Source organism: Priestia sp. JSM ZJ58 (assembly GCF_044383985.1).
Taxonomy (GTDB): Bacteria; Bacillota; Bacilli; order Bacillales; family Bacillaceae_H; genus Priestia; species Priestia zanthoxyli.
Genome location: NZ_JBISEM010000001.1, coordinates 857,757 through 871,280 on the forward strand (window position 1 = coordinate 857,757; position 13,524 = coordinate 871,280).

The window sequence follows — 13,524 nt, forward strand, 5'->3', positions numbered from 1 at the left end:
CATGAACATACAGCAATCTATTCATAACTGGATGACAGAGCATCGTCAAAGTGCAGTGCGTTTACTCAAGCGTTTCGTAGAAGAAGCAAGCGTACAGGGTTCTGAAAAGCATGCGCAGGCAATTGTCATTGAACGCCTTCGACAGCTGCAGTTAGATATTGATATATGGGAACCAGACGAAAAAACACTTCGTACCCATGAAGCTTTTGCCTCCAACCGTTCTAGTTTCCGAGATAGCCCGAATGTGGTAGGCGTGTTAAAAGGAAAAGGTGGGGGAAAATCCATCATTTTAAACGGACATATTGATGTTGTGCCTCCCGGCGATCTTTCACAGTGGAAGGAAGACCCTTATACGGCCGTTGTAAAAGATGGAAACTTATATGGGCGCGGTGCAACGGATATGAAAGGAGGAAATGTGTCGTTACTTTTAGCGATTCAAGCATTAAAAGAGCTAGGTATTTCATTAAAAGGAGATGTTATTTTTCAAAGCGTAGTAGAAGAGGAAAGCGGAGGGGCAGGAACACTTTCCTGCGTGCTTAGAGGGTATAAAGCAGATGGTGCCATTATTCCAGAACCAACCAACATGAAGATCTTTCCTAAACAACAAGGCTCGATGTGGTTTCGCGTGACCGTACATGGAGTAGCAGCACATGGAGGGACTCGGTATGAAGGCGTGAGTGCCATTGAAAAAGCAGCTGTTGTGCTTAAACATATTGAGGGTCTTGAAAAAGAGAGAAACAGCCGAATTACAGACCCGCTCTATAATAAAATTCCCATTCCCGTGCCCATTAATATCGGAAATATACAAGGAGGAACGTGGCCTTCTTCAGTTGCTGATCAAGTAGTATTAGAAGGCAGGATAGGAGTTGCTCCGCATGAAAAAATGAAAAATGTCAGAGCGGAAATGAAATCGTGGCTTGAACTTTTGCCTCAGTGTGATGAGTGGTTTGCTGAGCATCCTGTCGACTTGGAATGGTTTGGGGCCCACTGGCTTCCTGGTGAAATTGAATTAGAGCATCCGCTTATGACCTCTCTTTCGTCCTCTTTTTATCATGTGAAACAGAAACAGCCGATCATTGAAGCATCTCCTTGGGGAACGGACGGAGGGATATTGTCACAAGTTGGAGATATTCCAACAGTTGTGTTTGGACCAGGAGTAACAGAAGTAGCCCACTTTCCAAATGAGTATATTTGTATTCAAACGATGCTTGATGCAGCAGAAATTATTGCGCTCACCGTAGCAGACTGGTGCAGTATTGCGGACTAAGCTAAAAAGGGAGAGGATACAAACAAATGGCGAAACAAGAAACTATTTGTCAACCAACCTTTGCTATGACTCTTTTTTTAGATGAATGTAACAAGCGTCTGAGAATGGATGATTACCGGGGAAATGTGAACGATATTTACAGCTATATATATAAAGAAATGGATAAGGCAACGTACGAAAAGTGGATTATAAAAGCACGTGCCGAACATCTGTTGGACTGGATGAGCTTGGGATTTTCTTTAGAAGCAACTGTTCCCTACTATTTTAACGGAAGCGACGCGTATCTTTTATGCTACTATACGTCTCAATCCCGCCGAGACAGCGGGGAGACGTTAAAAGAAACAGAGCTGCTTCAAGATGTTTTGAATTTGCCGACATCTGATTATTCTCCTTTATCGAATCAACTGATCATGCGCCGAGCCATTTCATCTGACGCCAAACAACTTTCTCAGCTCTACCGTCAAATCTTCACAGTGTATCCGACTCCCCTCTATGAAGAAGAGTATCTCTTTAGTTTGCTTCAAGAAGATAATTTGTTTTATATCATCGTTGACAAGAACGATATCGTTAGCGCTGCTTCTGCTGAAATTGACTATGTCTATCACAATGCTGAACTAACGGATTGTGCGACTCTCCCTGCTTACCGAAAGTATGGATTCATGAAGCATTTATTAAGCGCACTAGAGGCGGAGCTAAAACAGAGGCATATTTTTTGTGCATACACAATAGCGAGAGCGCTTTCATTTGGGATGAATGCCGCTTTTCATCAGCTTGGGTATACCTATACGGGACGGTTAACGAATAATTGTTACATTTATAAATCGTTAGAAGATATGAACGTATGGGTGAAGGATCTATCAAAAAGTAAAGGATGAGAAATAATTAACCAATTTATGGGCTGTAACATATAACAATAGTAAATCTTCATAAAGGAGCGATTGTATGTTATATGATTTATATAAGCCGTCCCGACATTGGAAAGATATCGAATTATGGAAAGATGTGCCCGAGGAAAAGTGGAACGATTGGATTTGGCAATTAACAAACACAATTCGAACGCTAGATGATTTAAAAAAAGTCATTAATTTAACTCCTGAAGAAGAAGAAGGAGTGCGCATTTCAACCAAAACCATTCCGCTTAATATTACGCCTTACTATGCATCTTTAATGAATCCAGATGATCCTCGCTGCCCCGTCCGTATGCAGTCTGTTCCGGTTGGCCAAGAACTTCATAAAACAAAATACGATCTAGAAGATCCGCTAGATGAAGACGAAGATTCTCCAGTGCCAGGATTGACTCATCGCTATCCGGATCGCGTTTTGTTCTTAGTTACCAATCAATGCTCCATGTACTGCAGATACTGCACTCGAAGAAGGTTTTCAGGACAAATTGGAATGGGCGTTCCAAAAAAACAGTTAGATGCTGCGATTGCTTATATCGCCAAAACACCTGAAGTGCGAGATGTACTCATTTCAGGCGGTGATGGCTTGCTGATTAATGACAACATTTTAGAATATATTTTGAAAAATTTAAGAGCTATTCCCCACGTGGAAATTATTCGAATTGGCACCAGAGCACCCGTTGTGTTTCCCCAGCGAATAACGGAAAATTTATGTGCCATTTTAAGAAAATATCATCCAGTGTGGTTAAATACTCACTTTAATACATCCATTGAAATTACGGAAGAGACAAAAAAAGCATGTGAAATGCTTGTCGATGCAGGCGTTCCAGTTGGCAATCAAGCGGTTATTTTAGCTGGGATTAATGACAGCGTAGCTATCATGAAAAAGCTTATGCACGATTTAGTAAAAATACGCGTTCGTCCTTACTATATTTATCAATGTGATTTATCAGAAGGAATTGGGCATTTCCGCGCACCTGTTTCCAAAGGGCTTGAAATTATGGAAGGGCTGCGAGGTCATACGTCTGGCTATGCTGTTCCAACGTTTGTTATTGATGCGCCAGGAGGTGGAGGAAAGATTGCCGTTCAACCAAACTATATTATTAGTCAAAGCGCAAGTAAAGTTGTTCTGCGAAACTTTGAAGGCGTGATTACGACGTATCCGGAGCCAGAAAGCTATGTGCCTGGGCGTGCAGATGATTATTTTCGAGCTGTTTATCCAGAATCGGATGCTAAAGATTCTTCCATCGGCATCTCGGGTCTTATGAATGATGCTCAATTCAACCTTGTACCGGAAGGGTTAGGGAGAGTAAAAAGACGTAAAACATATGAAAGTGACAGTGCTCACGAAAGCCTAAAAGACAAACGTGAAAAAAGAGATGAATTAAAAGATAAAAAGTTTAAAGCTCAATTGAAAAAAGACGGTAAAAGCGACGATGCTCCATCATCTTAAGGAGGTCCTGTAATATGACTGTTCAATGCGCATGGTGCGAAGAAGAAAAAGCGGTAGAAACAACCAATACCGCATACTGGGAATTGCCAGATGGAACGAGAAGTATCGAAATTACTCATATGCCATGTATCAGCTGTTCAGGTTGCGGGATGTCATATCAAGAAGAAGAGATCATAGAAGAAGTGGAAACACAGCTGCTTCTTGTCGATACAAAAAAACTTGATGAATCCATTCGGTATGATGAGCTATTAAAAGTGCCAAGATTATTAAAGCGCAACTACTTTAAATTCTAAAAATCCGCCCCTTATTTTGTAAGGGGCGGATTTTCTTATTGATAAGCCTTTGTTCCAGCAGTACGTAGGCTGTATGCGTGCTTTAAAGCTACTGTAACAGGACGAACAGTTGGAAGTTCGACTTCGTCTATTTTCGAAACGGGCAAAAGACCAACGGACGTGCTCGTAATAAAAACTTCATCAGCGTCTTTTAAAAAGGAAGGAGTCATATTTTGTTCTCGGATTTGAATGGCTTGTTCCTGCGCACATTCCAGTACGTTAGCGCGCGTAATACCGGATAGAATTTTTCTTGTGGCAGGAGTCGTGAACAAGACGTTGTCTTTTATCGCAAATACATTGCTGCTCGACCCTTCGGTTATGTATCCGTCTTTTACTAAAATAGCTTCTTTGCACCCTTTAGAAGCCGCAGCTTGTTTGGCCAGAAGGTTAGGAAGTAGGTTCAATGATTTGATATAGCAATTAGCCCATCGTTCGTCTTCCAATAGAAGAGTGGAAATGCCTTTTTCATAGGCTTCTTCAGGTGTTTGGCGAGGATGGCGTATTGTGAGTGCTAATTGTGCAGGTACATCAGGAAATAAATGATTTCGAGGAGCAATCCCGCGCGTAACTTGAATATAAATATCAGCGTCTTTTAACGTTGATTTTTCCATTCCTTGACGAATGATGTCCTTTAGTTCCTGTCTTGAAACCGGCAGTTCAATAAAGATTGCCTTTGCACTTCTTTCTAAGCGGTCTAAGTGACGTTCAATCGAAAACGGAACTCCTTTGTATACACGAATAAATTCATAAACACCGTCTCCAAACTGGTGACCGCGTTCATCAATTGGAATAACAGCCTCGTTAATATCTCTAAACTCTCCAGCATAATATGCTAATTCCATCTTGAAAAACTCCCTTCCTTTAGATATTAAAACGTTAACATAAAATTCAGCAAAATGAAATTATTTACTTGGTTTCTCTAAAGAAAATGAAAAAAGTCATACTCCTAAAGGAGTATGACTTTTATGAAAACGTACGTTTGAATGCTAATGAAAATTTCTGAATGGCTTTTTTAGGTGTAACAAACTGAACGATGAGCTTGGTACCGGTGATGAACCAATCGACAATACGGCTACCAAGAAGCATCGTTACTAAAATAGACAGTGCGATTAAGACGATAATACCCCATGATGTTGGCTCTAGACTTTTTGAGAAGTCAGTTGTAAAGAACCATTTTAAAATGAAGCCGTGCAATAAATACACGTATAGTGATCGCTGTCCAATGCTTGTTAAAGCAAAACCGCGCGTTGGAATTAAAGCCATAAAGGCAAAAGATACAAGAAAAGCAATTCCATAGTGAGAAACGCGCATTAAAAATTCGGCCACATTGTCGTACGTGTTCGTTCCATACAGCATATCTGTGTAAGCCGTGTCGTCTAAGAAAGAATAGCTTCCAATTAATGTAACTAGTAATACGATGGATGCAATGATTCGATTTCGCGCTGTCAAAAGATTTGTAAAAGGCTCTTGTCGCTGTGACAAATAGTAGCCTAAAAGGAAAAACGGGAAGAAGACAAACATTCTGCTAATGCTTAGAATTTTATCAAATCCGTCAATATCAATGAAGCCCATTGCAAGTCCAAGCGAAATAGAGACAGTTAAGCTAATCCACATTGGGAATTTTGCAAAGAAAGGAAGCATTAATTTCCAAAAAATTAAGCTCAGTAGAAACCACATTGCCCATCTAGGAACCAAATATTGAAGCGTGTACGTTTCATCTGTATAAAGCACACTATAATAAAGAGTATAGATCGTTTGGAAAGCTAAGTAAGGAAGAGCCACCTTTGTAAATATTTTTTTGTAATATCCTTTTTTATGGAAATTTTTCGAGAAATAACCTGCTAGTAAAATAAAGACAGGCATATGGAAAATAAAGATAAAGTGATAAATGGACAGCATTCCGCTGCTATCTGTTCGGTACGGAGAAATCATGTGCCCAAATACAACTAAAAAAATTAATACGAATTTAGCATTATCAAAGTAAGCATTTCGAGTATTCATAGTATTATTTTTCCTCAACATATGCTGATGTAAACCTCCCACCAACAAGATTTATTTAAATGGCGATTATTGTTAGAATAACCTTTCACTACGGAATTAAAACATGAATTCTTCTTTTTTGCAATTACATAAAGGCTTGAGAAACCTGTCGAATCAACGCTTTTGTTATAAAAACGATGTGTTTTTGTTACAAATGTCTTTTTGAAAAAAGAAAAATATTGATATAACAATATTTATTCGTTACGCTAATAGTGAAATTTGTTTTGCAACTGTAACATGAATTTAATATTTTTTGTCCAGTAAAACACTCATATTGCAGTGTTCGACATCTACATATCACAGAAGAAAGTTGTAGATTTCTTGAAAAAATGATAGAAAAGATAAACATACCGCTGGAGGGGGAGTACGATGAAATCCTTTTATCACTATATAATGAAATTCCGATCAAATAAAAAACATGATCGAATGGGAGAGTTTGCGCGAAGTGCTTATGATGATCACAGCTTCCCGAAATCTTCAACAGACTATGACGAACTGAGTTCTTATTTAGAGCTCAACGGACATTATTTATCAAGTATGACCGTATTTGATGAAGCATGGGAGCTTTATCAAAATAATGCGTGAGAAAATAAAAAGATCCGAACGATTCATCGTTCGGATCTTTTTATTTTCCTTAGCCTGTACAATAAGCAGAAAAAAATGATAGAGGGCAATAGATAATAAAGGCTTGGTTCTAAAGATGTTATACTTCCCCTTTTTTAGTTACTGCATATAATATTGTAACTTTTCAGTAGGTGTATGTTTACTAAGGAGGTGCGACGATGGCAGGGAAGAAAAAACCTAAATACGGAATTGGTGAAACAGTCGTTGTAACAATATACGGGACCGTTGGCACTATTACCGATATAAAAGTGATGGATGGGATTTTTGTATACGAAATCAACCATAGTGAAGGTCTTTTTTTAGAAGATACAATTGAACTTCTAGAAGAATATGAAGGTCAAATATTAGTACAGGAAAGAGTAGAGCTTGAATATAAATTTTTCTTCGGCGATATCGTCCAGGTTTTTAATTATGGAAAAGAGTTATTTAAAATCATTGGTATTCGAACAGAAATATGGCGTTATAAAGAGGATTCATGGGAAGATATTGTCTATGAATTGTCACGTGTAACAGATGGAGAATGGCTTGAGGCTAGTGAAGAAGAACTCATTCTCGTAACTCCTCATGAGGAAACAGAAAATTACGCTCAAAGTGTTGATATGTTGTATTTAGGTAAAGAAATTAAAAAGACGGAGTTGCTACCAAAGATGAAAAAACAAAACGGTTCTGAAAAAGAAGAAGTGAGGTTAACTAAAGAAAAGCATGAGATTATAAACGGTCTTTTAGATGTGTACAATGATTATAAATTTTTGTATGAGCTTTTTGAAGATGAAGAATACGCTGAAGTCATGAACTTAGTGCTGAAACATTTAAAAAAGATAGCAAAATCCGAACAAGGAAAATAGCAGGTAGATGCCTAATAAATAAAAGATAGCCGAGATAGATCATCACATCTCTCTTAGCTATCTTTTATTGTGTATACGGCGATGGTAATGAAAAAAGAATGGGTATAATTACCTTTCTATTTAAACTGCTGAAATTTTAGACATACTATTGCCAAATTGTTCATAAATGTGTATAAGGTAAAACTTCAAGCAGAAGATGGAGTGAACCTATCTTTAAGAAAAATAAGGTACGCTAATCCGTTCAAACGGGATAAGGAGTGATATTGTGAAAGAAATCGAAGTGGTCATTGATACGGAAGAAATTGCGGAGTTCTTTTACAATGAACTAGTCAAGCGAGGCTATGTTCCCGCTGAAGAAGAGCTAGGCGAATTAGCGGATATAACTTTTGATTATCTCATTGATAAATGTATTATTGATGAGCAAGATGAAGAATAAAAAGATAGATACATCTGTAACGACGGGGAAACTCGTCGTTTTGTTTATGAGACAGCGGTTATGAAAAAGGATTAGCAGCTTTTATAGCGGATTGCACTTTTATATGATGCTGAAGGGGGATTTTTTTAACTGAAGAAGCGGGAATAGAGTCAAGAAGAGAAAATATGCTTTCGTCTTCAAACCATTCTTCTTTTCTTAAAAAAAGATGTACGCGGTCTCCCCAGCTCATAGTTAAAGTCGGGCTATAGAGCTTTTTGGAATGAGTTCTGTCATTTGTAAATATATCTGAATTATAATCGCTTCGAGACCCTGTATGAGGGTGTTTAAGGCTAAAGGTATAAATAGCATCATGCAAGTTTGAATAAAAAAGAAGAACGTATAGGGTTTTTCCCACTTCAATCCGTCTTATCACAGACTCAAAATGGTACACTTTCGTTCCACATAAATCAATTTTATTACCTGAATAATAGGGAAAGACGATTTGAGTCATACCGAGAAAATTTTGAGTGTGAAACTGCCAAGAGTGAAGAACATTACGCTGAAACTCTTTTTTAAAGAGAACATTTTTTTCGATATGATACTGTTCGTTCACAATCAGGGCTATTGATAAGAGCGTTTTGTTTCTATGCTGCCAAAAGTCATTCCAAACAGCTTTCATAAAAGAAGATATGTGAAAGGCGGGGAGTAAATGAAACAGATTGCTGTTTTGCTCTTTGCTTTTTTCATAGAGTAACAGCTGAGCGTAAGCATCATGAAATATCGCTGAGTTGGAATGTTCTAAAAACAAGAAGTATGCGTGCTGTTTCTCTGATGAAAGCAGGGATTTTATTAAGGTAGTGGAGAGATCTGTCATATAATAGCCGCCGTTTCGTGAAACTAAGTGTGCTAAAAGAGCCCAGTGAATTTCAGGGTGTTTTTGATAATAGTCCAAATAAGCTTGTGTACGTGTAACATTGTTTTGATTAGCTTTTTTCACTTTTCTTCGAATTTCTTTAATCCATTTTACATCTTCTCCAATAAAAGAGAGCGGGAGAATAGCAGGAGGTTTGTGCTGCATCATCTGCTGCAGACGAAGAACATCCTCCAATCTAATGAGGGGATTTGTGTCAGTAGAAGTCATGTTAAGCCTCCTTTGAAACGTTTAACTATTTTAAAAAAGGGTAAGGGACTTTTTGAAACCTTTATAACATTTCGTACGTATAAAGGGTAACAAATGTTAAGAAAAGAGGTTTTCTTTATGTTCAGAAAAATATTTGAATCATTAACTGGATCTAAACATCGCCGCTACAGCAGCAGTGATCGACACTACCGACGTCCACGCCACTACAGCAGCAGTGATCATCATCACAGACGTCCGCGTCACCATAGCAGCAGTAGCGATTATAAACGAAGCAAATATTATGACAGCCACAGTCATTCAAAATATGGTCATCACCATTACAAGCGTAAACGCAAAAGCGGAAGCTTCTTCTCAAGCTTTTTCTCAAGTTGATTTGGAATGAAAAATCGAATGTTCAAACACTTTCATCGCTGGCTAGTTGACCGTCCTTTTAAAAAAGGAACAGTCATTTGTGAGCGCTATGAAATCATAAATGTACTGGGAATGGGGAGCTATGGTATAACATATGTTGCTAGTGACATTGTGCAACAAAAAGAGGTAGTAATAAAGCAACTCCGCAAAACGAAGCAGCGCACGCCTCAGGGGCTGAAGTCTTTTCATTATGAAGCAAAACTGCTGTCTCAACTAGATCATCCTCAAATTCCTTCGCTGTATGAAGCTGTTGAAATAGATGAAGGGTGTTTTCTAGTGATGGAGTTGATTCAAGGAAAAACGTTTGAAGATTTAATTTTTGAAGAGAAGCGCGTATATACAGAAGAAAAAGCGCTTGACATTTTACTTGATATTCTAAAAGTAGTTTCCGTTATTCATGAGCAAGGAATCGTTCACCGTGATCTTCGTATTCCAAACATTATTGATGTTAACGGGACCATTTATGTTATTGACTTTGGTCTTGCAAGATTTTTGGGAGCTCATGAAGAAACAAGCAGCCTTATAGAAGAACAGCAGTTTATGAGACAAACATCGGTTGCAAGCGATATCTATGCGCTTGGTCATTTTCTTTTATTTTTATTGTATTCTGGTTATGAGCCGACGGATAAACAAGAAAAAAGCTGGGAACAAGAGCTAAGCTTGTCGGCGCCCATTAAAACCATCATTCAAAAAATGCTGAGAGCAGATGAAGCGTATGAAAGTATTAAAAGTTTACAAAAAGACATTTATGACTATATAAATAGTAAGAACTCGGGGAGGGAAAAGCATGGCGCTATTTAATAAAGCGTTAGCCCGCATTGGAATTGGTGCAGCGCGAGTGGATGCTAAGCTTGTCAATGATGAATTTCGTGCTGGTGAAACGATTGAAGGGATTGTTGAAGTGTACGGCGGAAATGTTGAGCAGAAAATTGACAGCATCTATCTGCGTCTATTCACAACCTATGTAAAAGAAAGAGACGATAAAAAATACAAGCAGGACATTGAACTTAATACGTTTAAGATTAACGACCCGTTTACGATCCAACCATCTGAAACCAAGTCTATTCCTTTTACCTTTCAGCTACCTGATGATACGCCTGTTACATTAGGGAGAACCCGAGTGTGGGTGGCGACGAGCCTCGATATTAAAGATGCGGTTGATCCGTCGGATATTGATCATGTAAAAGTGCTCCCTAACCTTATGGTAACAAGCACAATTGAAGCGATGGAACAGCTTGGCTTTCGCTTGCGCCAAGTCGAGTGCGAAGAAGCTCCTCGCAGGATGAGAAAAAGACTTCCTTTTGTTCAAGAATTTGAATTTGTTCCAAGCGGTGGAGTGTACGCTGGGAAAGTAGATGAAATTGAAATCATCGTGCAGCCGAGCGGCTTACATGACTACGATTTATTTATAGAAGTAGATCGACGGGCCAGAGGATTTGGCGGGTTTTTATCTGAAATGCTGGATGCAGATGAGTCGCTCGTTCATGTTCATGTTTCTGAAAAAGAAATTCCTCAGTTAAAAAATAGATTAACCAATATTATTTCACGCTATAGCTAACGTGCATAGCTCTCCTTTATTTTTCGTATATTAAAGACAGTAAAAAGAAAGGAGAGAGGTATATGCCGCAATCAAAACAAACGAAAAAAATAAATGCAAAAGAGGAATTTTCGGCTGAATTTGTCGTTCATCAAGCTCCCAAGCCGGAAGACTATATTCAGCCAAAACGTGTGAATAAGTAAAGCATGTAGCACGCTACATGCTTTTTCTTTTAATAGGTTGGAGGAAATAAAAAATGGTAAATCGCACTACAAAATATTCTCTATTTATTGTATCGCTTTTAGCTTTCTTTTTACTCATTTTATTTACGTTTAATACACCTTGGGTGAAACAGCTTGACTTTAATGTACTTCATACCATTGAAGGATGGAGGACGGATACGTTAACACCCATCATCATATTTATAACAACTGTAGGATCTTGGTATGTCACTGCGCCAATATGGTTTGCCATTATAGTATTTCTTCTTTATAAACGAAAAGGATTGCTCGCTTTATATATCACGCTTGTTTTTTGGGGAGTTCGCGCTTTAAATTGGGGATTGAAGGAGATTTTTGCAAGACCAAGACCTGATTGGAGTCAAGTCGTTCCCGCCTCTCACTATAGTTTTCCGAGCGGACATGCCATGAACTCAATGGCGTTTTACAGCGGAGTGCTTTTGTTAATATGGATGTATACAAGAAGCAGGGCTATTAAAACGGCAGCTGCATGCGTAATTGCTATTATTATTTTATTAATTGGATTTAGCCGTTTGTATTTAGGCGTACACTTTTTAACGGATATACTAGCAGGATATTGTGTAGGACTTGCTTGGTCATTAGGAGTCTACCTCCTTTCTAAGCGCCTATATAACCAAAAATAGGAGCAATGGTTACATTTTTTTCGTTAATATTTCATTTTGTTTAAGTAGGTCTATTGATTCATCCATTCAAAAACAACTAATGATAAAATGGGAAACAAATATTTTATGTACATGTTTAATAAGGAGAAACTAGTAATTTCGACAAAAAACGTTTTGATTCGATAAAGGATTTTCGGATTTTATCACTAATTATATAAGAATACATAACGTAAAAGAGTAAATACTTGCTTTTGGGTGGAGGGAAGAATGTTGAGTGTGTGGACCACAATAAAAAAACAATTTAATATTAGCACAGAATATGATGTAACCATTATGCAAACAGAAGAAAAAGGCGAAAAGCGCGGATATAAGCCTGTCCATCGTCTAACGATTACAGCATTCGATCATCAAGACGCTGCAACACAAGTATTTCAGATGTTTAATATTGCTGATAATTTGCCAAAAGATTGTGATGCGAGATTTATTAGCACAGGCGATATTTTGTTAATTGATGAAGGTACTCGAGGGAAGTATTACTACAAGCTATGGACAGACGGATGGCAAAAAGTGAATCGCCTGCATGTACGTTAAACATAAGGTAAAAGCGACCTATCTGGCCGCTTTTTATTTATATGTTGACTCTTAGTAATCACGAGTATGATGACCAGGGCCATTTTTTCGGTTTGTTGCTGAATATTCATCTCCATGGGCTTCATGTTCTGCTATAATTGCTTCTTTTGGAATGTGATTATTCTTTTTAGGCGAATTAATTCGGTTGCGATGTTTTTTCCCCATACATATCACCTCAGCTAAAGTTAGTAAATCCCTTGCGCTATTAGCGTACCCTTATATAAAAAGACATACTACGCCATTTTTTGGGCAGTATGTCTTTTTATTTTTGACGCATAATGTTAGAAGTAAATAGACATGCAAGGGATACAATATGGTATAGTGAAAGCGTAAGATTTTTTACATATAGGAGGTACGAAATGAGCGTACATATTGGGGCAAAACAAGGTGATATTGCAGAAACAATTTTACTTCCAGGTGATCCACTTCGTGCAAAATACATTGCAGAAACGTTTTTAGAAGATGTAACTTGCTATAACGAAGTGCGCGGTATGCTTGGATTTACAGGAACATATAAAGGAAAGCGCGTTTCTGTTCAAGGAACGGGAATGGGTGTACCATCGATTGCTATTTATGTAAATGAACTAATGAATGAATATGGTGTTCAAAACCTAATTCGCGTGGGTACATGCGGAGCAATCCAAAAAGATGTAAAAGTACGTGACGTTATTTTAGCCATGTCTTCGTCAAGTGATTCACAAATGAACCGCGTTAAATTTGGTCCTATTGACTATGCACCGACAGCTAACTTTGATTTATTAAAGCGCGCTTACGATGCAGGTGTTGAAAAAGGCCTTCAGTTAAAAGTAGGAAGTGTATTTACATCTGATCAATTTTACAATGAAGACGGCCAGCTAGAAAAATTAGCAGCTCACGGCGTATTGGCAGTTGAAATGGAAACGACGGCTCTGTATACGCTAGCCGCTAAATACGGCCGTAATGCTTTGTCGGTTTTAACAGTAAGTGATCACATCTTCACTGGTGAAGAAACAACGTCAGAAGAACGTCAAACGACGTTCAACGATATGATTGTTGTTGCGCTTGAAGCAGCAATTAATGAATGAA

Annotated in this window: 17 protein-coding genes; 13 read left to right on the forward strand and 4 right to left on the reverse strand. The window is 38.2% G+C overall.

The window, feature by feature from the left end:
- The first annotated feature begins 1 nt into the window (after position 1).
- The 4 genes from ACH6EI_RS04345 to ACH6EI_RS04360 all read left to right on the forward strand — a co-directional run bounded on the left by ACH6EI_RS04345 (position 2) and on the right by ACH6EI_RS04360 (position 3,915).
- A complete protein-coding gene (locus ACH6EI_RS04345; protein ID WP_028415117.1) occupies positions 2 to 1,267 on the forward strand; it encodes a peptidase in 1,266 nt (421 codons plus the stop codon).
- Positions 1,268 to 1,293: 26 nt separating this feature from the next.
- The gene (gene ablB, locus ACH6EI_RS04350) at positions 1,294 to 2,142 is read left to right on the forward strand and encodes a putative beta-lysine N-acetyltransferase (protein ID WP_028415116.1); all 849 of its coding nucleotides are present in this window, start codon (positions 1,294 to 1,296) and stop codon (positions 2,140 to 2,142) included.
- Positions 2,143 to 2,209: 67 nt separating this feature from the next.
- Positions 2,210 to 3,622, forward strand: coding sequence for a lysine 2,3-aminomutase (kamA, locus tag ACH6EI_RS04355; protein ID WP_028415115.1), 1,413 nt, complete (start codon positions 2,210 to 2,212; stop codon positions 3,620 to 3,622).
- A 14-nt stretch (positions 3,623 to 3,636) separates the two neighbouring features.
- Positions 3,637 to 3,915, forward strand: coding sequence for a YokU family protein (locus tag ACH6EI_RS04360; RefSeq protein WP_013058725.1), 279 nt, complete (start codon positions 3,637 to 3,639; stop codon positions 3,913 to 3,915).
- A 35-nt stretch (positions 3,916 to 3,950) separates the two neighbouring features.
- Here the strand turns inward: ACH6EI_RS04360 and dat are convergent, their stop codons facing one another.
- Both dat and ACH6EI_RS04370 read right to left on the reverse strand, forming a co-directional pair.
- Positions 3,951 to 4,796, reverse strand: coding sequence for a D-amino-acid transaminase (gene dat, locus ACH6EI_RS04365; RefSeq protein ID WP_028415114.1), 846 nt, complete (start codon positions 4,794 to 4,796; stop codon positions 3,951 to 3,953).
- A gap of 121 nt (positions 4,797 to 4,917) precedes the next feature.
- Positions 4,918 to 5,955: an acyltransferase family protein gene (locus tag ACH6EI_RS04370; RefSeq protein ID WP_013058723.1), complete on the reverse strand. Its 1,038-nt coding sequence runs from the start codon at positions 5,953 to 5,955 to the stop codon at positions 4,918 to 4,920.
- Positions 5,956 to 6,363: 408 nt separating this feature from the next.
- Here ACH6EI_RS04370 and ACH6EI_RS04375 point away from each other — a divergent pair, with 408 nt between their 5' ends.
- From ACH6EI_RS04375 to ACH6EI_RS04385, 3 genes are all read left to right on the forward strand, one after another.
- Complete coding sequence (locus ACH6EI_RS04375; RefSeq protein WP_013058722.1) at positions 6,364 to 6,579, forward strand: YozE family protein; 216 nt, start codon at positions 6,364 to 6,366, stop codon at positions 6,577 to 6,579.
- A gap of 197 nt (positions 6,580 to 6,776) precedes the next feature.
- Positions 6,777 to 7,463 carry a hypothetical protein gene (locus ACH6EI_RS04380; protein ID WP_013058721.1) on the forward strand — a complete coding sequence of 229 codons (687 nt, stop codon included), beginning with the start codon at positions 6,777 to 6,779 and terminating at the stop codon, positions 7,461 to 7,463.
- 265 nt (positions 7,464 to 7,728) lie between these two features.
- Complete coding sequence (locus ACH6EI_RS04385; RefSeq protein WP_013058720.1) at positions 7,729 to 7,899, forward strand: YozD family protein; 171 nt, start codon at positions 7,729 to 7,731, stop codon at positions 7,897 to 7,899.
- 58 nt (positions 7,900 to 7,957) lie between these two features.
- Here ACH6EI_RS04385 and ACH6EI_RS04390 read toward each other — a convergent pair whose 3' ends face one another.
- Positions 7,958 to 9,019: a DUF2515 family protein gene (locus ACH6EI_RS04390; protein ID WP_033579858.1), complete on the reverse strand. Its 1,062-nt coding sequence runs from the start codon at positions 9,017 to 9,019 to the stop codon at positions 7,958 to 7,960.
- A 117-nt stretch (positions 9,020 to 9,136) separates the two neighbouring features.
- Between ACH6EI_RS04390 and ACH6EI_RS04395 the strand changes: the two genes are divergently transcribed.
- The 5 genes from ACH6EI_RS04395 to ACH6EI_RS04415 all read left to right on the forward strand — a co-directional run bounded on the left by ACH6EI_RS04395 (position 9,137) and on the right by ACH6EI_RS04415 (position 12,420).
- Positions 9,137 to 9,391, forward strand: a complete 255-nt coding sequence (locus ACH6EI_RS04395) for a hypothetical protein (RefSeq protein WP_080754470.1) — start codon at positions 9,137 to 9,139, stop codon at positions 9,389 to 9,391.
- A 6-nt stretch (positions 9,392 to 9,397) separates the two neighbouring features.
- Complete coding sequence (locus tag ACH6EI_RS04400; RefSeq protein WP_047749946.1) at positions 9,398 to 10,231, forward strand: serine/threonine protein kinase; 834 nt, start codon at positions 9,398 to 9,400, stop codon at positions 10,229 to 10,231.
- Positions 10,218 to 10,988 (forward strand): sporulation protein, encoded by a 771-nt coding sequence (locus ACH6EI_RS04405; protein WP_028415111.1) that lies wholly within the window; start codon positions 10,218 to 10,220, stop codon positions 10,986 to 10,988. Before ACH6EI_RS04400 ends, ACH6EI_RS04405 begins: the two co-directional genes overlap by 14 nt.
- A gap of 235 nt (positions 10,989 to 11,223) precedes the next feature.
- The gene (locus tag ACH6EI_RS04410; RefSeq protein ID WP_028415110.1) at positions 11,224 to 11,850 is read left to right on the forward strand and encodes a phosphatase PAP2 family protein; all 627 of its coding nucleotides are present in this window, start codon (positions 11,224 to 11,226) and stop codon (positions 11,848 to 11,850) included.
- A 246-nt stretch (positions 11,851 to 12,096) separates the two neighbouring features.
- Positions 12,097 to 12,420, forward strand: a complete 324-nt coding sequence (locus ACH6EI_RS04415) for a hypothetical protein (protein ID WP_013058713.1) — start codon at positions 12,097 to 12,099, stop codon at positions 12,418 to 12,420.
- 51 nt (positions 12,421 to 12,471) lie between these two features.
- Here ACH6EI_RS04415 and ACH6EI_RS04420 read toward each other — a convergent pair whose 3' ends face one another.
- The gene (locus tag ACH6EI_RS04420; protein WP_013058712.1) at positions 12,472 to 12,624 is read right to left on the reverse strand and encodes a hypothetical protein; all 153 of its coding nucleotides are present in this window, start codon (positions 12,622 to 12,624) and stop codon (positions 12,472 to 12,474) included.
- Positions 12,625 to 12,818: 194 nt separating this feature from the next.
- Between ACH6EI_RS04420 and deoD the strand changes: the two genes are divergently transcribed.
- Complete coding sequence (gene deoD, locus ACH6EI_RS04425; RefSeq protein ID WP_013058711.1) at positions 12,819 to 13,523, forward strand: purine-nucleoside phosphorylase; 705 nt, start codon at positions 12,819 to 12,821, stop codon at positions 13,521 to 13,523.
- Position 13,524: the final 1 nt, after the last annotated feature.